Origin of the sequence: Collinsella sp. CLA-SR-H006, assembly GCF_040097075.1 — a bacterium.
Taxonomy (GTDB): Bacteria; Actinomycetota; Coriobacteriia; order Coriobacteriales; family Coriobacteriaceae; genus Collinsella.
In genome coordinates this window covers 140,736-159,845 of sequence record NZ_JBBNPD010000002.1, presented here as the reverse complement: position 1 = coordinate 159,845, position 19,110 = coordinate 140,736, and the positions used below count along the sequence as shown (strand labels likewise).

The window sequence follows — 19,110 nt, the reverse complement described above, 5'->3', positions numbered from 1 at the left end:
CCGGGAATGCTCGTTTATGTTCGCGGCGCCGGCGATATCGCCACGGGTGTCGCCGCTCGCTTGGTGCGCGCCGGCGTGTCGGTCGTTATGGCCGATATCGCGGTTCCCACGTGCATCCGCCGCACAATCAGTTTTTGCGAGGCTATTCGCCTGGGCGAGGTCCAGGTCGAGGGCATTCGCGCTCGCTTGGCGCAGACGCCGGCAGAGGCGCTCGAGATTACCCAAGCGGGGGATGTTGCCGTCGTGGTGGACCCTCAGGCCAAGATGCTCGATGAGCTTAAACCCGCGGCTGTGGTCGACGCGATTCTGGCCAAGCGCAACCTGGGCACCACGCGCGACATGGCGCCTACCGTCATCGCCGTGGGGCCGGGCTTTACCGCGCCGGTCGATTGCGACGCCGTGGTCGAGACCATGCGCGGGCATTTTTTGGGCCGTGTCATTACCCAGGGCTCGCCCCAGCCCAACACGGGCGTGCCGGGCGTGATCGCCGGCTATGGCAAGGAGCGCGTTATCCACAGCCCCGCCGCCGGCGTGTTTCGGTCCGACCGCGCAATCGGCGACATCGTGAGCGCCGGAGACGTGATTGGCTACGCGGACGATACGCCCATGTGCACACAGATCGATGGCTGCCTGCGCGGGCTTTTGGCGAACGGCGTGCAGGTGACTGAGGGCTTTAAATGCGCCGATGTCGATCCGCGCGGCGATGCCAGCTATATCAACTACATTTCGGACAAGGCGACGTCGGTCGGCGGCGGCGTGCTCGAGGCACTCGCTATGCTCACCGATATCTTTAGAGGATAGAAGGCGGCAATGGAAAAGCTCGATGTTGTGAATGCGGCGCTTGCCGCCCTGCGTGCTGGCGAGACGTGCGAGCTGGCGGTCGTGGCCGGCACGGCGGGGTCGTCACCGCGCGGTGTGGGCGCATGGATGGCCGTCTTTGCCGACGGCAGCCAGGCGGGCACTATCGGCGGCGGCAAGATTGAGCTCTTTGCGCTGGATGAGGCGCGCGAACTCCTGAGCGCGGGACAGTCGCGTCTGGTCCGCTACACCATGGGCGGCGAGAACTCCGATACCGGCATGATCTGCGGCGGAGCCATCTGCCTGTGCTATCTGCACCTGGACGCGACCAAGGTACCGTTGCTCCAGTCGGTTGCCGACGTCTTGGCCTATCGGCGCATCGGCGACTTCGTCATCGACTTTGAACCGTTTATCGCGAGCGCGCTCGAGGGCGATGTGGCCGAGTACCATGGCGAGGAATCGCGCCGCACCATTGCGGGCTGCCCCGGGCTTTCGCTGGTGGAGGAGGGGAGTAAGGTCACCTACACCAACGCGGCCTCTGAGATTCCCGCGGCGCACATCGAGACGCTCTGCCCCGAGGGCCTGACCTATATCTTTGGCTGCGGCCACGTGGGCGCCGCGACGGCGCGGGTGCTTACGGCGGCGGGCTTTGCCGTCGTGGCGTGCGACGACCGCCCCGGCACGCTGACCCCCGATTGGGTGCCCGGTGTCTACGACCGTCGTCTGGTCGACTACAAGAGCCTGAGCAAGCAGTGCCCCATCGGCCCGCGCGACCTGGTGGTCGTCGCCACGGCGGGTCACAAGTCCGATATCGACGTGGTGATTCAGGCCATGCGTGCCAAACCCGCCTATCTGGGCTGCCTGGGCTCGCGTCGCAAGACGGCCTTTGTGCGCGCCCGCCTGGAGCAGGAGGGCTTTACGCAGGACCAGATCGACGAGCTGCACCTGCCGATCGGCGTTGCCATCGAGGCCGAGGATCCCGAAGAGATCGCTATCTCCATTGCCGCCGAGATGATCCACCTGCGCCGCACCAAGCTCGTCCCCCGCAAGCGCTAGTCGCATCCCCATCAATAAGTTGCGGTGAAATAGTTCCTAGATAAGCCTGACGGGCGGTCAGCCAGGAACTATTTCACCGCAACTGCTTTTTGGGACCCATTTGTGCGGGGGAGTTGTGGAGTTGTGCAGGCAGACGAGGTTTTTCTGGAAATACGCTCCCGATGCGCGTATAGTACCGATTGTTTTGTCGGCTCCTGCTGCGTCGAGTCCAAACCGCGAAATGCCATGAGCGGCGCGGATGCAGCCAGGAGGCACGAGGACAACCCATCGTGGCCACGCCCCGTGCTTAAAACCCCAAGAAGGAGTGAACAATGGCAGAAGAGAAGTATGTGCCGCGTCTGAAGACCAAGTACAACAACGAGGTCAAGCAGCAGCTTCAGGACAAGTTCCAGTACGAGAACGTCATGATGATCCCCAAGTTTGAGAAGATCGTCGTGAACATGGGTGTCGGCGAGGCCGCTACCGATTCCAAGGCCATCGACGGTGCCGTGCGCGACCTGCGCGCCATCACCGGCCAGCAGCCGATGATCACCCGTGCCCGCAAGTCCATCGCTACCTTCCGCCTGCGCGCTGGTATGCCGATCGGCTGCAAGGTTACCCTGCGTGGCGACCGTATGTGGGAGTTCTTCGATCGTCTGACCTCCGTCGCGATCCCCCGTATCCGCGACTTCCGCGGCATCTCCGCCAAGAGCTTCGACGGCCGTGGTAACTTCTCCATGGGCGTCACCGAGCAGCTCATCTTCCCCGAGATCGACTTCGACTCCGTCGATCACCAGCGTGGTATGGACATCACTTTCGTGACCACCGCCAACACCGATGAGGAGGCCAAGGCCCTTCTGGACGCCTTCGGTTTCCCGTTCAAGAAATAGGTTCACCTGCCCTATAAGCGCCGTTCCCACAAGGGGGCGGCGCTTGGGGCGAACAATACTCTATGTGAGGAGGATATAAGTGGCTAAGACATCGATGATCGTCAAGTGCAATCGCAAGCAGAAGTTCTCTACTCGTGAGTACACGCGCTGCCAGCGCTGCGGCCGTCCGCACTCTGTGTACCGCAAGTTCGGCCTGTGCCGTGTCTGCTTCCGCGAGCTTGCACTCAAGGGCGAGCTTCCCGGCGTTAAGAAGGCCAGCTGGTAAGTCACTACCGGCGTTTCAAGCATCAGTTTGGAACAGGGAAAACGCGCTAAAAAGGCTTTGCCGTTAAGGGCGGCGAAGAACCAAGAGCACGTGTTCATCAAGAACGAAGGAGAATCTGTATGAACCTTACAGACCCGATCGCAGATATGCTTACGCGCATCCGTAACGCTAACTCTGTGAACAAGGCCACGGTCTCCATGCCGAGCAGCAAGAAGCTCGTCGAGATCGCTCGTGTTCTGCACGAGGAGGGCTACATCGAGGGCTACGATGTCGAGGACACCGTTCCCCAGAAGACTCTGCACATCACGCTTAAGTATGGTCCCAAGAAGGCTAAGGTCATCAACGGCATCCGCCGCATTTCCAAGCCGGGCCTGCGTAAGTACACCGGCGTTGCCGACATGCCCCGCGTCCGCGGTGGCCTTGGTACCGCCATTATTTCCACCAGCCATGGCGTCATGACCGACCGCGATGCTCGCAAGCACAACGTCGGCGGCGAGATCATCGCTTACGTCTGGTAATTCGCTCGGTAGGTAGAAGGAAAGGAGATCACCGTGTCTCGTATCGGTAATAAGCCTGTCCAGATTCCCGCCGGAGTCGAAGTGGCAGTCAACGGCAACAACGTTGTCGTCAAGGGCCCCAAGGGCCAGCTCGAGCTCGATGTCTTTGAGAAGCTCGCTATCAACGTCGAGGACAACGTCCTCACCGTTTCCCGTCCCGACGACGAGCGTGAGACCCGTGCCCGCCACGGCCTCACCCGTGCCCTCATCCACAACATGGTTGTTGGCGTTTCCGAGGGCTTCGAGAAGAAGCTCGAGCTCGCCGGCGTCGGTTACCGCGTGCAGCAGAAGGGCAAGAACCTCGAGTTCTCCCTGGGCTTCTCGCACCCCGTGATCGTCGAGGCTCCCGAGGGCATCACCTTCGAGGTTCCTGACAACACCCACGTGAACGTCAAGGGTATCAACAAGCAGCAGGTCGGTCAGATCGCCGCTGAGATCCGCGGCCATCGTCCTCCCGAGCCTTACAAGGGCAAGGGTATCCACTACGTTGGCGAGCACATCCGCCGCAAGCTGGGTAAGGCCGCCAAGTAGTCGTAACCGACTCACTCGCATAAGACCAGCACCCCGTCAGGTGCTGGCAAGATCAACCTTTTTAGGAGTTTACGTATGAACAAGCATAAGGCGAAGCTGGAAGGCCTCAAGCGTCGTCAGCGTCGTGTTCGCGGCAAGGTCTCGGGTACCTCCGAGCGTCCGCGTCTTCGCGTGACCCGTACTAACGCCAACATCTATGCCCAGATCATCGACGACAGCAAGGGTTCCAGCCTGACGCTCGTCTCTGCCTCGACCCTCGAGGCCGAGTTCAAGGGCACCCACACCTCGAACAAGGAGGCTGCGGAGAAGGTCGGTCAGCTCGTTGGCAAGCGCGCCATCGAGGCCGGCATCACCAAGGTCGCCTTCGATCGCGGTGGCCGTATCTACCATGGCCGCGTCAAGGCCCTCGCCGACGGTGCTCGTGCCGCCGGTCTCGAGTTCTAGGAGGTATGTAGCACATGGCTCGTAATCAGAAGCAGCAGCGCGAGGCCTCCGAGTTCGAGGAGCGCGTCGTTTACATCAACCGCGTGTCGAAGACCGTCAAGGGCGGTCGTCGCATGAGCCTCGTCGCTCTCGTCGTCGTTGGCGACGGCAAGGGCAACGTCGGCGTTGGCATGGGCAAGTCCGCTGAGGTGCCCATGGCCATCTCCAAGGCGTCTCTCGATGCCAAGAAGAACATGTTCCACGTGCCGGTGACCGATCAGGGTACCATTCCGCACGAGGTTCTCGGTCACTTTGGTGCCGGCCGCATCATCATCAAGCCCGCTGTCGAGGGTACCGGCGTTATCGCCGGCGGCGCTGTGCGTCCCCTCTTTGAGCTTGCTGGCATCAAGAACGTCCTGTCCAAGTCCCTCGGTACCGACAACGGCCTCAACATCATCAAGGCTGCCGTCGAGGGCCTCAAGGAGCTCTCCAGCCCTGAGGACGTCGCGGCTCGCCGTGGCCTGACGGTCTCCGAGATGTTCGTCGGTAAGGAGAACTAAGCATGGCTGACACCATCAAGATCAAGCAGGTCCGCAGCACCAACGGTTGCAAGCAGGACCAGGTCCGTACTGTCCGTGCCCTCGGTCTCCACAGGATCCGCGAGGTTCGCGAGATTGCTGACAACGAGTCCGTCCGCGGCATGATCTTCAAGGTCAAGCACCTTGTCGAGATTGTAGAGGAGTAGCAAATGCAGCTTCACGATCTTACTCCCGCGCCCGGTTCCACCAAGAACCGCAAGCGCGTCGGCCGTGGCAATTCTTCGGGTCACGGCACCACTTCTGGCCGCGGTCAGAAGGGCCAGGGCTCTCGCTCTGGTGGCACCAAGGGTGCCGGCTTCGAGGGTGGCCAGACTCCGCTGGCTATGCGCCTGCCCAAGCTTCCGGGCTTCCGCAACCCCCGTCGTATCGAGTACACCGCTGTTAACGTTGAGCGTCTCGAGCGCAAGTTCGAGGACGGCGCTGTGATCGACGGTGCCGCTCTTAAGGCCGCTCGCATCACCAAGAGCGAGTTCGAGCCCGTCAAGGTGCTCGGCAATGGTGAGCTCACCAAGAAGTTCACGGTCAAGGTCGACAAGGTCAGTGCTTCTGCGCAGGCCAAGATCGAGGCCGCCGGCGGAAAGGTCGAGCTGCCGTGCTAAATGGTCTTAAGAATGCTTTCCGCATCAAAGAATTGCGCGAAAAGATTCTTTTTACCATAGCTATGCTCGTCGTGTACCGCATTGGTGCGCACGTTCCTGTGCCCGGCATTCCCTTCCAGGGGATGCTGGGCCTTTTCTCGACCGATAACAATTCGGTCGCCGCAGGTGCTATGGCCCTCCTGAATCTTTTCTCTGGCGGCGCTTTGAGCTATGTGTCGGTGTTTTCGCTGGGCATCATGCCTTACATCACCAGCTCGATCATCCTCCAGATGCTCCAGGCCGTCGTGCCTTCCCTGCATGAGCTTGCCCGCGAGGGCGAGGTCGGTCAGACCAAGATTACGCAGTATTCGCGTTACCTCACCTTGGCTCTGGCAATCCTCAACTCCGTGGGTTACCTCTTCCTCTTTAAGAGCTTCGGCATCAGCTTTAATGGCGCCGGCGCTCCCGAGATCATCTTCGACCTCATGATCGTCGGTACGCTCACTGCGGGCGCCATGCTGATCATGTGGATTGGTGAGCTCATCACCCAGCGCGGTATCGGCAATGGCATGTCGCTGATCATCTTTGCGAACATCATGGCCGGTCTGCCGCAGGCTATCTTCTCCAGCACCGAGGGCAATGCCGGTGGCATCATCACCATGGTGATCATCTGCGCCATCATCCTGCTGGTTATCCCGCTGATTGTTTTCCTTGAGCGCGGCCAGCGCCGCATCCCGGTCTCCTACGCCAAACGCGTCGTGGGCCGTCGCATGATGGGTGGCCAGACCACCTACCTGCCCATCAAGGTCAACACCGCGGGTGTCGTGCCGATTATCTTCGCTTCGGCGCTGCTGTACTTCCCGGCTCAGATTGCCGTGTTCTTCCCCGGCATCGGCTGGATCCAGGCAGTTGCCTCTGCGCTTTCGACCGGTTGGCTCAACTGGGTGCTTAATGTTGTCCTCATCGTGTTCTTCGCGTACTTCTACACCTCCATGGTGTTTAACCCCGATGACACGGCCGACAACCTTAAGAAGCAGGGCGGCTTTATTCCGGGCGTGCGTCCGGGTAGGGCTACCGCGGCCTACATCAAGAACGCGCTCAACAAGATTACGCTTCCCAGCGCTGTCTTTTTGGCGCTCATCGCCATCGTGCCTTCGATCATCTTCTCCTTCACGGGTAACCATCTGATCCAGGCATTTGGCGGCACGTCCATCCTCATCATGGTCGGCGTCGTGCTCGACACGGTCGATAAGCTCGAAGGCCAGATCAAGATGTATGATTACGATGGATTCTTTAAATAGGCTAGAGGAGGATTGCTCATGAACCTCGTATTGCTCGGAGCTCCGGGTGCCGGTAAGGGCACCGTCGCACAGGAGCTCGTCGCCGAGTTTGGCGTCGCCCATATTTCCACGGGCGACCTGCTGCGTGCTGCCGTCAAGGGTGGCACCGAGCTTGGTATTCAGGCTAAGAAGTACATGGACGCTGGCGAGCTCGTTCCCGACCAGCTCGTGATCGACCTTGTCAAGGAGCGCCTTGCCGCCGATGACGCCCAACAGGGCTTCATCCTCGACGGCTTCCCGCGCAACACCGCCCAGGCTGTGACGCTCGATTCCGAGCTTTCCGCCATGGGTCGCGAGATCGACTGTGCCCTTCTGGTCGATGTGGCCCCCGAGGTCATTATCGATCGTCTGTCTTCGCGTCGCACCTGCCGCGCCTGCGGTTACACCGGCACCGCTGCCGATGCTACCTGCCCCAAGTGCGCAGGCGAGATGTATCAGCGCGACGACGACAAGCCCGAGACCATCAAGAACCGTCTCGACGTCTACGAGAAGTCCACGAGTCCGCTCGTCGACTACTATCGTGGCCAGGGTCTGCTCAAGTCGGTCAACGGTGACCAGGCTCGCGAGACCGTGTACGGGGATGTCAAAGAGGCTCTCGGTCTATGATCAAGATTAAGTCTGCAACGCAAATCGAGCAGATGAAGAAGGCAGGAGCGCTATCTAAGATGGCGCTCCGCCACGTTGGAGCCATGGTGCGCCCCGGCGTTTCGACTTTTGAGCTCGATCAGCTCGCGGAGCAGATTATCCGCATGCATGGCGGCACCCCGGCCTTTAAGGGTTACGGCGGGTTCCCGGGGACCATTTGTGCATCGATCAACGATGCCGTGGTCCACGGTATTCCCAACCCCGACATGATCCTGCGCGATGGCGATATCATCTCCATCGATACGGGAGCCGTTGTCGACGGTTGGGTCGGCGATAACGCTTGGACGTTTTTCGTCGGCACCCCCACGCCCGAAGCCAAGGCTTTGTGCGAGGTCACGCGCGATTGCCTTAAGGCTGCCATCGAGCAGGCTGTTCCCGGTAACCATATCGGGGACGTCGGTTATGCCGTTCAGTCCCTCGCCGAGTCTCACGGTTACGGCGTACTTCGTGATTATGTGGGCCATGGCATTGGTCGCGTGATGCACGAGGACCCCAACGTTCCTAACTATGGAAAGAAGGGGAGGGGCGTTCGCCTCCAGGCCGGCATGGTCATTGCCATTGAGCCGATGGTTACGATGGGTTCCAACCATGTGAGCACGGGCTCCGACGGTTGGATTGTTACGACCAACGACCACCTGCCCGCCGCGCACTACGAGAACACCGTCGCCATTACCAATGACGGTCCGGTGATTCTCACCACGGATGCGCAAGGTGCCTGGTGTTCCTTGCGGGGCGGAGAAATGTAACAAGTTCCACTTAGTTGTGGAGCCATTACGAAGTTATTACGATGCGTGCATACGTGTTGTAGAATACTCAATCGCTGTCGTTTTCTAGAGAAAGATGATTGCTTGTGAAGAAGGAAGACGCAATTGAGCTCGAGGGTACGGTAAAGGAACCGCTGCCTAATGCCATGTTTAAGGTCGAGCTCGAGAACGGTCATTCGGTTCTGTGCAACATTTCTGGCAAGATCCGAATGAATTACATCCGCATTCTCCCCGGTGACAGGGTTGTCGTGGAGCTTTCCCCGTACGACCTGACCCGCGGCCGCATCACCTATCGCTATAAATAGCGGCACGCATACACGCACTCCATTTCCGGCTGTAGGCTTAGCTCAACCTACGGTCGGATTGTGTGTGAAGACCAGCCATAGTTTTAAACGCCTGCGGCTGGGCGAGTAGATAGTAGGGAAGTAGTTTGAGCGCTACCGAAAGGAAGAACGATGAAGGTACGTCCTTCGGTCAAGAAGATGTGCGATAAGTGCAAAATCATTAGGCGCCATGGCAAGGTCCTCGTCATTTGCGAGAACCCCCGTCATAAGCAGCGTCAGGGTTAAGAGAGGAGACTACGTTGGCCCGTATTAATGGTGTCGACCTCCCGCGTGAGAAGCGCGTTGAGATCGGTCTGACCTACATTTACGGCATCGGCCGCACCACTGCGACGAAGATCTGCGTCGAGTGCAACGTTAACGTGGATACGCGCGTTAAGGACCTCACCGAGGATGAGGTTAACGCCATCCGCGATTATATCGATAAGAACCAGATCATGGTTGAGGGCGACCTCCGCCGTGAGCGCAACCAGAACGTCAAGCGCCTTATGGACATCGGCTGCAACCGCGGCCTTCGTCACCGCAAGGGCCTCCCGGTCCGCGGCCAGCGCACCCACACTAACGCTCGTACCCGCAAGGGCCCGAAGCGTCAGATCGGTGCTAAGAAGAAGAAATAAGGAGCGCTAGATAGATGGCTACTGCTAAGAAGAACGTTCGCGCTGCCCGTCTGAAGCGCGCGGACCGTAAGAACATTTCCGTGGGCCAGGCTCACATTCGTTCTACGTTCAACAACACGATCGTTTCGATCACCGATCCCCAGGGCAACGTCATTTCCTGGAAGTCGGCTGGCCAGGTGGGCTTCAAGGGCTCCCGTAAGTCCACGCCGTTCGCTGCCCAGATGGCTGCCGAGGCTGCTGCCAAGCAGGCCATGGAGCACGGTATGAAGAAGGTTTCCGTCTTCGTCAAGGGCCCCGGCTCCGGTCGTGAGACCGCCATCCGCTCCCTCCAGGCTGCTGGCCTCGAGGTCTCGAGCATCCAGGACAAGACCCCCATTCCGCACAACGGCTGCCGCCCCAAGAAGCGTCGCCGCGTGTAACTGAAAGGATCGTATCAATATGGCAATCGACAGGACTCCTGTTCTTAAGCGCTGCCGTCAGCTCGGGATCGATCCCGCTGAGCTCGGTTACAGCAGCAAGAAGGAATCTATCCGTCAGCCCAAGCGCCGTCGCAAGGAATCTGAGTACGGCATGCAGCTGCGCGAGAAGCAGAAGGTCAAGTTCATCTATGGCGTTCTGGAGAAGCAGTTCCACGGCTACTTCAACAAGGCCCGCAAGATGAACGGCGTCACCGGTGAGAACCTCATGATCATCCTTGAGTCTCGCCTCGACAACGTCGTCTTCCGTCTTGGCTTCGCCCGCACCCGCAAAGAGGCTCGTCAGTCCGTCCGTCACGGTCACTTCACCGTGAACGGCAAGCGCGTGGACATCCCGTCCTACCGCGTCAAGGCCGGCGACGTCGTCGCTGTCGGCGAGAAGTTCCGTGACCTCCTCCCCATCAAGGAGGCCCTGATTTCCTCCGAGCGCTTTGAGGTCCCTGGCTGGCTCGAGGTCGATATCGAGAAGCTGTCTGGTAACGTGCTCGCTCTGCCGACGCGTGAGCAGATCAGCGGTGATATCAACGAGCAGCTCATCGTCGAGCTCTACTCTAAGTAGTCCATCCGGGCTGCTGAGGCTGGAGGTAATACATGTCAGAATTCATTAGGCCTCAGGTTCAGGTCGAAGAGATCAACGAGACGTCTGCTCGTGTCTCCGTCGAGCCGCTCGAGCGTGGTTACGGCGATACGCTGGGTAACTCCCTTCGTCGCGTTCTTCTGTCCTCGCTCGAGGGTGCCGCCGTCGAGGCTATTCAGATCGATGGTGCGCAGCACGAGTTCATGACCATCCCTAACATGGTCGAGGATGTCACCGACATCGTCCTGAATGTCAAGGGTCTTGTCTTCAGGGCTCTCGGCACGACCGACGAGGCGACCGCCACCATCTCGGTTGACGGCCCCTGCGAGGTCACCGGTGCGGACTTCTTTATTCCGTCCGAGTTTGAGCTGGTCAACCCCGAGCAGCACATTGCTACGCTCACCGAGGGTGGCCATCTCACCATGAGCATGCGCATCGGCTATGGCCGCGGCTATGTTTCTGGCGAGGCAAACAAGCGCGACAACGATCCCATCGGTGTGATCCACGTCGACTCGCTGTACTCGCCGGTTTCCCGTTGCGCCAAGCTCGTTGAGGCTTGCCGTGTCGGTCAGCACACCGACTACGACCGCCTTGTCCTCGAGATCGAGACCAACGGCTCCATCGCCCCGCGCGACGCCGTGGTCCAGGCTGCCAATATCATCAACCAGCATATGGCCGCCTTTATGAACCTTGCCGAGACCCCCGAGGTCGAGGAGGAGGCTTCGATCTTCGCTCCCGAGGTCACCAACGACAACGCCGAGCTGGACAAGCAGATCGAGGATCTGGACCTTTCCGTCCGTTCCTACAACTGCCTTAAGCGCGCCAGCATTCACTCGGTCCGTCAGCTCGTTGAGTTCTCGGAGAACGATCTGCTCAACATCCGTAACTTCGGTGTTAAGTCGATCGAGGAAGTGAAGGACAAGCTTGAGTCCATGGGCCTGAGCCTGAAGGCTTAATGCTTCGCATATTTGAGGAGAAACTAGACCATGCGTCACAACGTTAAGAAGGGCCTGAAGCTCGGCACCGATGCGAGCCACACCAAGGCCATGAAGAAGAGCCTTGCTAAGGCCCTCTTCGAGAACGACCGCATCAAGACCACCGAGACTCGCGCTAAGGCGCTGCGTTCGGTCGTCGATCCGATCATCACCTGGGCCAAGAAGGGCGACCTGCACTCTCGTCGTCTGGCTATCGCCAAGCTCGGCGATAAGCAGCTCGTTGCCGAGATCTTCGACAAGGCTGCTCAGGGTATGTGGCAGGACCGCAACGGCGGTTACACCCGCATCATGAAGCTCGGTAACCGTAAGGGCGACAACGCTCCCATCGTTATCATGGAGCTCGTCACCGAGCCTTGCACGCCTAAGGCCAAGAAGGCTGCTCCGGCCCCCAAGAAGGCCGCTGCTCCCAAGAAGGTCGAGGCCGTGGAGGAGGCTCCTGCTGAGGAGACCGCTGAGTAGACATTCCGTCTGCATAGGCTATATTCGAGGGGTACGTTCGCGTACCCCTCTTTTTTTGTCGCAATACCGTTGCTTGTTTGTAGGGAGCGCCCATGACCGCGCCGTCTGATTTCAATTCGATTCCTGAGCTCGATGCCACGCTCGTTTTCCGCGTGGCCTACGATGGCTCGTCCTATAGCGGCTTTGCCGAGCAGCCTGGCCAGACGACGGTTGCGGGCGAGCTGCGCCGCGCTATCGAGACGCTCCTGCGCCGTCCGATCGACCTGACGTGCGCAGGGCGCACCGATGCCGGCGTGCATGCGGTGGCGCAGTACATTAGTGTGCCCGTAACGGACGCTGAGCTCGCGTGTACGCGCCGTAGGTGGCTGAGGGCCATGGATGCCCTGCTGCCCAAAGATATCGCCATAAACGAGGTTTACAGGGCCCGTAAAGGCTTTTCTGCACGTTTTGACGCGCGTTCCCGTACGTATACGTACCGTATTGCCGATCGCGACGCGCGCCCTGTGCTTTCGCGCGGTGCGGTGTGGTGGCATCGCTACCCATTGGATGTTGAGGCGATGTCTGCGGCCTGTCCCGCGCTGCTGGGCGAGCAGGACTTCAAGAGCTTTTGCAAGGTGGCGTCTGCCGTGGGCAAGCCCACGCACCGCTGCGTGATGCGTGCCGAGTTTGGCCATGAGGTTGCGTTTGGCGAGGACATCCTGACGTTTACCATCGAGGGCAATGCGTTTCTGCATTCGATGGTCCGCACGATCGTGGGCACGCTTGTCGAGATTGGCATGCATCGCCGTGAACCCGAGTGGATGCGCGAGGTCATCGATGCTTGCGATCGTACCGCTGCGGGCCCCACGGCTCCTGCCTGCGGCCTTACGTTTATGGGCGTGGATTACGATCCCGCCGAGCTTGTCGTGCTCGACTAGGGGAGGGCTCGACGCGCCGTTCGTCGGCACCTGTCATCTGTGGGCTGCGCGTGTGCAACATCTGTTCTTGGCGTGCAGTGCAACCGGTGTCTCATTGCTTTTATTGCCGGGGTGTACCATGAACGACAGTTTGATTCATTGCTGTCGAGAGGACGGATAACTTGGTTCGACGTGGCTCGCATCCGCGACTTTCGGTGATCCTTGTAGTAGAAGGTTCGCCCAGCTATGCGATGCGTGCGCTCGAGAGTATCCAGAACCAAGACCTCTATGATTTGCAGATTGTCGTTGTCTGCCGCGATGCTGCGCCCGGTGTGCGCCATTCGCTTCAAGTTGCTGCCGACAGGGACATCCATATTGATTTGATTGATGTCGAGGACGCGAAGCGCGGCGCTTGTCTTCGTGCCGGTTTTGATGCCTCGCGCGGCTCTCACATCATCGCCATGAACGCCGATGAGTGGTTTGCTCCGCAGGCCCTTTCCAAGATGGTCGATATCGCGTGCGATACTGCGGCAGACATTGTGCTCCCCTCGGTGTCGCTCGATCGATACGATGCGCATCGCGAGCGTCATTCGCGCGTCTTGGATGCTACTCATATTTCCATTGATGGCAAATCTTCGATGGTGGCCGGGCTGCCTCAGTTGATTTTGGGCGGCCTAGTCGCTCAGACCTCTGGCGTGATGTATAGCCGTCCGCTGTTTGAAGCATGCCTGTCGCGTGGCAAGGCGTACCGTACGGTTGAGTTTATGGCTTATGCGCTCTCGCAGGCACGATTCGTGTCCGGCTGCGGCGACGCTTGTTTCCACGCGGTGGCACCTAAGCTTACAGATGCCTTTGATCCCACCATGTATGCCAGAATATCCGATGACACTCGAGCGCTCGACGAGCTTGCGGACTCACTCTCGGAAGCAGATAGCGGTGGTCGGCTCAAGCTGGCAAGCCAAAAGTTCTACTTTGCCGGACTGGTCGCCTGCATCGAGAACTTGTGTCTGAGCCCGCATGGAGTGTCGTCAATCGAGCGTTCCGCCCGCATGCGTGATATGCTCGAGGCGCCTCGAACCCGTCAGATGGTCGCCGCGCTCAAGGATAACCATCGGGGACTTGGTCTGTTGTTTGGGCCGATCGCCAGCGCCAAGCCCGCGCGCTGCGTGATGTGTACGCATCTGGCAGCTTTTCTTAACCGGACGGGCGCAAAAACCTCCTAAACGGCTCATTTCGAAACAAATTTGCATAGAATTGTTTCGAAATGCGTTCTTATACACAAAAGCCTTCAAATAGCGTTAAACTATTCAATCACTGATTGATTGTCTCCGCCATCTTTTGGAGAGAGGGTTTGTATGGCTAAAAAACGCAATGGGCGCCAGGATGCCATTAGAGATATTGTGCGCAATAAGGACGTCCGCACGCAGCGCGTGCTGGTCGATGAGCTCCGCGCTATGGGCTTTGATTGCACGCAGGCGACTGTCTCTCGCGATATTGCCGATATGGGGCTGCGTAAGCTCCCTGAGGGCATCTATGTTCTGGCAGAGGACCTGCACCTGCAGCGTATGGTTTCCGAGCTCGTAACGGGCGTTCTGCGCACCGATAATCTGGTTATGATTAAGGCTCAGCCTGGCACGGCTTCCGGCATCGCCGCCGCTGTTGATGCGGCAGAGCTGCCCGATGTGCTTGGCTCGCTTGCCGGCAACGATACGATTTTGGTTATTGCCCAGACGGCCGAGGACGGCGAGCGTCTCGAGGCGCTGATCAATAAGCTGAGCAATTCTCGCAAGTAGGCGTGCGGGTCGTGCGCTCGGCCCTGCGCGCGCTGACATAGTTGCCTGTAAGGGGGTATCGACGAGGGTCGGTACCCCCTTTTTGTTTGCCGGTATAAAGACCGCCTGCCAGGTCGCTTTAAACTAAAAGGCCCCCGAGCAGTTGAATAAGCTGTTCGGGGGCCTTGTTGCTTATGGCCGGATGATTTCTAGCCGACCGTATCGTCAGGCGTGGGCGAGGGGTCGGGAGTGGGCGTGGGCGTGGGCGTAGGCGTGCCGCCATCGCCGCCGGTCGAACCACCGGTGGAGCCGCCCGTCGAGCCACCGGTCGTACCGGTGCCGCCGGTGGTGTCGCCGCCCGTGGTCTCGGTGGTCGTGGTCGTCGTGGTAGTCGTTGTAGTGGTGGTTTCCTCTTCGTCCTCGTTCTCGTCCTTGTCCTTGTCCTTGTCGTCGTTCTCCGTCTTCTTGGTGTTGTTGGTGCCGTAGAACTTCCAGACGCTGTTGTTCTTATAGGTGGGCGCCGTTCCGGTCGCAAACTCCTCGCGCTCGGTACCGGTCAGAACGGTGTTCATAAACCGCTTAAAGACAGGCAGGTTGGTGCTGTCGCCCAGCAGGTCTGTGCCGTATTTTTGGATGGGGATCTCGCCCGCGGAATAGCCGGTCCACAGGGCGCACGCCAGCTGCGGGGTATAGCCGCAGAACCACAGGTTGGTGGTGTTGTCGGTGGTGCCCGTTTTGCCGGCATAGGGCTGGTTGACGCTCAGGGCACCGGCAGCACCCGTACCGCCGCCCTGCATGACGCCGGACAGAACATCGGTGACCGCGGCGGCCTCGCCCTCGGTAAGCACCTGTGAGGGATTGTCGGTGTGCTGGTACAGCACCGAACCGGTACGAGAGTCAATCTCGGTGATGGCGATCGGCTGGCGATAGTAGCCGCCGTTGGCAAACGTCGCGTAGGCGGCGGCCATCTCGAGCGGCGAGATCGAGCCGGTGCCGAGGGTCATGACGGGAACGTCCTCGATGTTGTCCTTGGCGGGATCGATGCCGAGCTTTTTGACGAGCGAGATGATCTTGCTGTTGCCGACGGCTTCCGCCACCTGGATGTAGCCGGTGTTGGAGGAGTATGCCGTCGCCTGCTTAAGCGTGATGTTGCCATAGCTATGGTTGGCGTAGTTTTGGACCTCGGTCGTGGTGCCCTTGGCCTTGAGCGGCGAGTTGCAGTTGAGGGTGACGTTGGGGTTCATGCCGTTTTGGATGGCAGTTGCCAGCGTAAAGGCCTTAAAGGTGGAGCCGACGGGACGCTTGGCCGTGGCATGGTTTACGTGGTTCTCGTCGGCGTTGTAGTCGTAGCCGCCCACCATGCACTTGATGTAGCCGGTCTTGGGGTCGACGACGACCATGCCCATGTCCAGGCCGTCGAGCGAGAGCGTGTCGAGCTGCTCTCGGACGGCATTCTCTGCCACCTGCTGCATCGTGGGGTCGATGGTGGTCTTGACGGTCAGGCCGCCCTTAAAGAGCACGTCGGTCGAGAACTCCTGCTCCAGCAGCTGCTTAACATAGGCGACAAAGTAGGGCTGTGAGTATACGTCGACGCCGCTGCCCGAAATCTCGGTCACGTTGAGGGTGATGGGCTCGGCCTGTGCGGCATCATGCTCCTCCTGCGTGATGTGGCCCAGGCGCAACATGTTGTCAAGGACCTTGTTGCGACGGGACAGCGCCAGGTCGGGGTTGACCGTGGGGTCGTACTGCGAGGGCGAGTTGGGAAGGCCGATGAGCAGTGCGGCCTCGCTCAGGGTGAGGTCGGCGGCGCTCTTGGACAGATAGGTTTCGGCTGCGGCCTCGATGCCGTAGGCGCCGTGACCGTAGTAGATGGTGTTGAGGTACATCATGAGGATCTCGTCTTTGGAGTACATGTCCTCCATCTTGACGGCGATGTAGGCCTCGCGCACCTTACGCTCGATGGTCGAGTCGAACTGCTCCTCCTGCAGGATGGTGTTGCGCACCAGCTGCTGGGTGATAGTCGAGGCGCCTTCGTGCCCGCCGCCGAGGGTTGCCACCGCAGCACGCGCGATACCCCACAGGTCGATACCGCCGTGCTCGTAGAAGCGCTCGTCCTCGACGTCAACGGTGCCCTGCAGCACGTAGGGGGAGACCTCGTCCTTGGTGATGGACTTGCGGTTTTGCGTGTAGAAGCTCGCAATCTTGTTGCCGTTGCAGTCGACGATCTCGGTGGGCTCGCTCACCAGATACGCGTTGGCGTCGGTGTAGTCGGGCAGATCGGACAGCCAGCGGTTGACGTTGCCGACCATGCCGATGCCAAACGCCACGCCCGCGATAAGCAAAAAGCCCAAAAACGAGAGCAGGATTATGGGCAGAGCATGCGTCTTTGAACGGCTGCGTCCCTGTCGTTGGCGAGGACCCATATATTGACCTCCAGGTATGTCGTGCCGGACGGTGGATGTGCCGTCGGGGCAGGATGGACATAAGTTATTACACGATAAACCAAACGGGGCGCGCGAGGCCTCGTGTATGCTGGAAGACGGCATTTTTCAGAGTGAATGCATACCTTGGTAAGGAGTATGTCGATGGCGATTCGGACGATGGGGCCGAGCGGACAATACGAGACTGGATTGGATGCTGCCGGTGCGGCGCTGCCCGAGCTGCTGGCGCCGGCGGGCGGACTCGACCAGATGCTTGCGGCCATCGCCGCGGGTGCCGATGCCATCTATGCGGGGTTGGGCGGCTTTAACGCCCGTGTGAGCGCCCATGGCTTTACGGATGACGAGTTTGCGCGCGGCTGCGCCGTGGCGCATGCCCATGGCGTGCGTGTGTACGTAACGCTCAACGTGTTCGTGTTTGACGATGAGTTGTCCGACGCGGTGGCGTTGGGAGCTCATGCACTGGAGTTGGGCGCCGATGCTCTGATTGTCGCCGATGCCGGGTTGGCCTGCGCGCTGCGCGCGGCGATTCCCGGGGTCGAGATTCACCTGTCCACGCAGGCGGGCGCTCATAGCGAGAGCGCCGTGCGGCTTGCCGCCGATGAGCTTGGGGTCGAGCGCGTGACGACGGCACGCGAGCTGACGGTCGACGAGATTGCGGCGCTATGTGCCACGGGCGTGCCCATCGAGGTATTCTGCCACGGTGCGATTTGCATCGGCTATTCGGGGGCGTGCGAGTTCTCGGCCCTGCGGCGTGGGCGCTCGGCGATGCGCGGCGACTGCACGCAGCCGTGCCGTTTGGCGTACGACCTGGTGGACGAGGCTGGACAGAGCGTTGTCGCCGTCGAGGGAGATCGCCTGCTGTGCCCGCGTGACTATCTGGGTATTGCGCATCTGCCCGAGCTTGTAGATGCCGGCGTGGCGTCGCTCAAGATCGAGGGGCGCATGAAGAACCCTGATTACGTATTCAACGTGGTGCGGGTGTGGCGCCGGGCACTCGATATGCTGTGCGACGGCGCGTGGGACCCCGGTGCCGTGGAAGAGCTCGAGCGCGAGCTGGGAAGGTCGTTTAACCGTGGGTTTACCGATGCGTACCTGCGAGGACGTTCGGGTGCCGAGCTTATGAGCTTTGAGCGTGCGATCAACCAAGGTGTGCGCGTGGGACGCCTGGTGGCCGTTGGCCACGAAGAGGTGACCGTTGAGCTCGATGCCGCCGTGGCGGCGGGTGACACGCTCGAGATTCGGTTCTATCCGGGTGCCGACGCGCGTCCCGATGTGCCCAAGCGCTGGCCGCAGGTGCCCTGTCCGGTGGATGCCGCGGCGGGGGAGCGCGTCGTCGTGCATTGCAAGCGTAAGGTTGACACGGGCTGCGAGGTGTACCTGATTCGCAGCGCCGGCGTGTTGGATCAGACGGCGGCGGTGTTGGAGCGCATGCGGGCCGAGGCGGATGCGATTGCGCCCGTTGCGCGTGCCGTTGAGGTACTGCCCTTTGAGGGCGTTACGGTGGATGGCGGTGCGTCGACGGAGTTGGTGGAGTGCGCGGTTCCCGCTCGCATGGTTTTTGCTTGGCAGCTGATGGATGCCGACCCGCGCGGAGAACTCGATTTGTCCGACGCTGTTGTGGTGCTTGACGAGGTGTGCCGCACGTGTGACGCTGACTGGACCCGCTCACTGATGCAGCGTGCCGGGCGCGTTGTCTGCCGCAACCTGGGACAGGTGGTGATCGCTCGCGAGCTGGGCGTGACGTTTGACGTGGCGGCGCCGGTGTTCTGCGCGAATCGGGCCACGCTTACCTGGCTGCGCGGACTCGGTGCGGGGCGGGTGTACTTGCCGGCCGAGTTGCTCGGCAATGATGCGGAGCGTATTGCCGAACTGGCTGCTGAACCCGGCGTCTGGGGTCCGGTCGACGCCGACCGTCCCGAGCTTATGGTGTGCGAGCACTGCCTGCTGACCGCCGAGGGCGTCTGCGCTACCGATGCGACGGGACAGGTCCGTTGCCGCGACTGCTTGCGCCGTCGGCAGGTACGCTATCTGGTCGAGCGTGACGGTACACGTTTGCCAGTTGCCATTGACGCATGCGGCAGGACGAGGATTTTCCTGTCGTAGGTGCCGCG

Annotated in this window: 25 protein-coding genes; 24 read left to right on the top strand and 1 reads right to left on the bottom strand. The window is 60.3% G+C overall.

Annotated elements, in window-relative coordinates; translation table 11 throughout:
* The first annotated feature begins 6 nt into the window (after positions 1-6).
* The 23 genes from yqeB to AAA069_RS02170 all read left to right on the top strand — a co-directional run bounded on the left by yqeB (position 7) and on the right by AAA069_RS02170 (position 14,579).
* Positions 7-801, top strand: a complete 795-nt coding sequence (yqeB, locus tag AAA069_RS02280) for a selenium-dependent molybdenum cofactor biosynthesis protein YqeB (protein WP_035137452.1) — start codon at positions 7-9, stop codon at positions 799-801.
* 9 nt (positions 802-810) lie between these two features.
* Positions 811-1,854, top strand: coding sequence for an XdhC family protein (locus tag AAA069_RS02275; protein ID WP_349127441.1), 1,044 nt, complete (start codon positions 811-813; stop codon positions 1,852-1,854).
* Between the two features lie 311 nt (positions 1,855-2,165).
* Complete coding sequence (gene rplE / locus AAA069_RS02270; protein WP_006235260.1) at positions 2,166-2,723, top strand: 50S ribosomal protein L5; 558 nt, start codon at positions 2,166-2,168, stop codon at positions 2,721-2,723.
* Between the two features lie 79 nt (positions 2,724-2,802).
* Positions 2,803-2,988 (top strand): type Z 30S ribosomal protein S14, encoded by a 186-nt coding sequence (locus tag AAA069_RS02265; RefSeq protein ID WP_022094280.1) that lies wholly within the window; start codon positions 2,803-2,805, stop codon positions 2,986-2,988.
* 119 nt (positions 2,989-3,107) lie between these two features.
* Positions 3,108-3,506 (top strand): 30S ribosomal protein S8, encoded by a 399-nt coding sequence (gene rpsH, locus AAA069_RS02260; protein WP_006235262.1) that lies wholly within the window; start codon positions 3,108-3,110, stop codon positions 3,504-3,506.
* Positions 3,507-3,539: 33 nt separating this feature from the next.
* A complete protein-coding gene (gene rplF / locus AAA069_RS02255) occupies positions 3,540-4,076 on the top strand; it encodes a 50S ribosomal protein L6 (RefSeq protein WP_006235263.1) in 537 nt (178 codons plus the stop codon).
* A 75-nt stretch (positions 4,077-4,151) separates the two neighbouring features.
* A complete protein-coding gene (gene rplR, locus AAA069_RS02250) occupies positions 4,152-4,520 on the top strand; it encodes a 50S ribosomal protein L18 (protein WP_006235264.1) in 369 nt (122 codons plus the stop codon).
* Positions 4,521-4,534: 14 nt separating this feature from the next.
* Positions 4,535-5,059: a 30S ribosomal protein S5 gene (rpsE, locus tag AAA069_RS02245; protein ID WP_022094279.1), complete on the top strand. Its 525-nt coding sequence runs from the start codon at positions 4,535-4,537 to the stop codon at positions 5,057-5,059.
* A gap of 2 nt (positions 5,060-5,061) precedes the next feature.
* Positions 5,062-5,244 (top strand): 50S ribosomal protein L30, encoded by a 183-nt coding sequence (rpmD, locus tag AAA069_RS02240; RefSeq protein ID WP_006235266.1) that lies wholly within the window; start codon positions 5,062-5,064, stop codon positions 5,242-5,244.
* A 3-nt stretch (positions 5,245-5,247) separates the two neighbouring features.
* Positions 5,248-5,697, top strand: coding sequence for a 50S ribosomal protein L15 (gene rplO, locus AAA069_RS02235; protein ID WP_006235267.1), 450 nt, complete (start codon positions 5,248-5,250; stop codon positions 5,695-5,697).
* Positions 5,691-6,977 carry a preprotein translocase subunit SecY gene (gene secY / locus AAA069_RS02230; RefSeq protein ID WP_035137447.1) on the top strand — a complete coding sequence of 429 codons (1,287 nt, stop codon included), beginning with the start codon at positions 5,691-5,693 and terminating at the stop codon, positions 6,975-6,977. Before rplO ends, secY begins: the two co-directional genes overlap by 7 nt.
* 18 nt (positions 6,978-6,995) lie before the next feature.
* A complete protein-coding gene (locus tag AAA069_RS02225; RefSeq protein ID WP_055252238.1) occupies positions 6,996-7,622 on the top strand; it encodes an adenylate kinase in 627 nt (208 codons plus the stop codon).
* Positions 7,619-8,407, top strand: a complete 789-nt coding sequence (gene map, locus AAA069_RS02220; protein ID WP_217108045.1) for a type I methionyl aminopeptidase — start codon at positions 7,619-7,621, stop codon at positions 8,405-8,407. Before AAA069_RS02225 ends, map begins: the two co-directional genes overlap by 4 nt.
* A 104-nt stretch (positions 8,408-8,511) precedes the next feature.
* Entirely contained in the window at positions 8,512-8,730 is a 219-nt protein-coding gene (gene infA / locus AAA069_RS02215; RefSeq protein WP_035137443.1) for a translation initiation factor IF-1, read from the top strand.
* Positions 8,731-8,880: 150 nt separating this feature from the next.
* On the top strand, positions 8,881-8,994 hold the full coding sequence (gene rpmJ, locus AAA069_RS02210) for a 50S ribosomal protein L36 (protein WP_006363204.1): 114 nt from the start codon (positions 8,881-8,883) through the stop codon (positions 8,992-8,994).
* Between the two features lie 14 nt (positions 8,995-9,008).
* Positions 9,009-9,383, top strand: coding sequence for a 30S ribosomal protein S13 (rpsM, locus tag AAA069_RS02205; RefSeq protein WP_022094275.1), 375 nt, complete (start codon positions 9,009-9,011; stop codon positions 9,381-9,383).
* Between the two features lie 14 nt (positions 9,384-9,397).
* A complete protein-coding gene (rpsK, locus tag AAA069_RS02200; RefSeq protein ID WP_006235274.1) occupies positions 9,398-9,802 on the top strand; it encodes a 30S ribosomal protein S11 in 405 nt (134 codons plus the stop codon).
* A gap of 19 nt (positions 9,803-9,821) precedes the next feature.
* Positions 9,822-10,418: a 30S ribosomal protein S4 gene (rpsD, locus tag AAA069_RS02195; RefSeq protein ID WP_006235275.1), complete on the top strand. Its 597-nt coding sequence runs from the start codon at positions 9,822-9,824 to the stop codon at positions 10,416-10,418.
* 32 nt (positions 10,419-10,450) lie between these two features.
* Complete coding sequence (locus tag AAA069_RS02190) at positions 10,451-11,392, top strand: DNA-directed RNA polymerase subunit alpha (protein WP_006235276.1); 942 nt, start codon at positions 10,451-10,453, stop codon at positions 11,390-11,392.
* 30 nt (positions 11,393-11,422) lie between these two features.
* A complete protein-coding gene (gene rplQ / locus AAA069_RS02185; protein WP_006235277.1) occupies positions 11,423-11,890 on the top strand; it encodes a 50S ribosomal protein L17 in 468 nt (155 codons plus the stop codon).
* A 92-nt stretch (positions 11,891-11,982) separates the two neighbouring features.
* Positions 11,983-12,807 (top strand): tRNA pseudouridine(38-40) synthase TruA, encoded by an 825-nt coding sequence (gene truA / locus AAA069_RS02180; protein WP_217108043.1) that lies wholly within the window; start codon positions 11,983-11,985, stop codon positions 12,805-12,807.
* Positions 12,808-13,001: 194 nt separating this feature from the next.
* Positions 13,002-14,009, top strand: coding sequence for a glycosyltransferase (locus tag AAA069_RS02175; protein ID WP_349127489.1), 1,008 nt, complete (start codon positions 13,002-13,004; stop codon positions 14,007-14,009).
* Positions 14,010-14,141: 132 nt separating this feature from the next.
* The gene (locus AAA069_RS02170) at positions 14,142-14,579 is read left to right on the top strand and encodes an ArgR family transcriptional regulator (protein WP_006235280.1); all 438 of its coding nucleotides are present in this window, start codon (positions 14,142-14,144) and stop codon (positions 14,577-14,579) included.
* Between the two features lie 188 nt (positions 14,580-14,767).
* Here the strand turns inward: AAA069_RS02170 and AAA069_RS02165 are convergent, their stop codons facing one another.
* Entirely contained in the window at positions 14,768-16,981 is a 2,214-nt protein-coding gene (locus AAA069_RS02165) for a PBP1A family penicillin-binding protein (protein ID WP_217108041.1), read from the bottom strand.
* Positions 16,982-17,143: 162 nt separating this feature from the next.
* On the opposite strand from AAA069_RS02165, the gene AAA069_RS02160 reads away from it, so the two are divergent.
* Positions 17,144-19,102 (top strand): U32 family peptidase, encoded by a 1,959-nt coding sequence (locus AAA069_RS02160; RefSeq protein WP_195520863.1) that lies wholly within the window; start codon positions 17,144-17,146, stop codon positions 19,100-19,102.
* Positions 19,103-19,110: the final 8 nt, after the last annotated feature.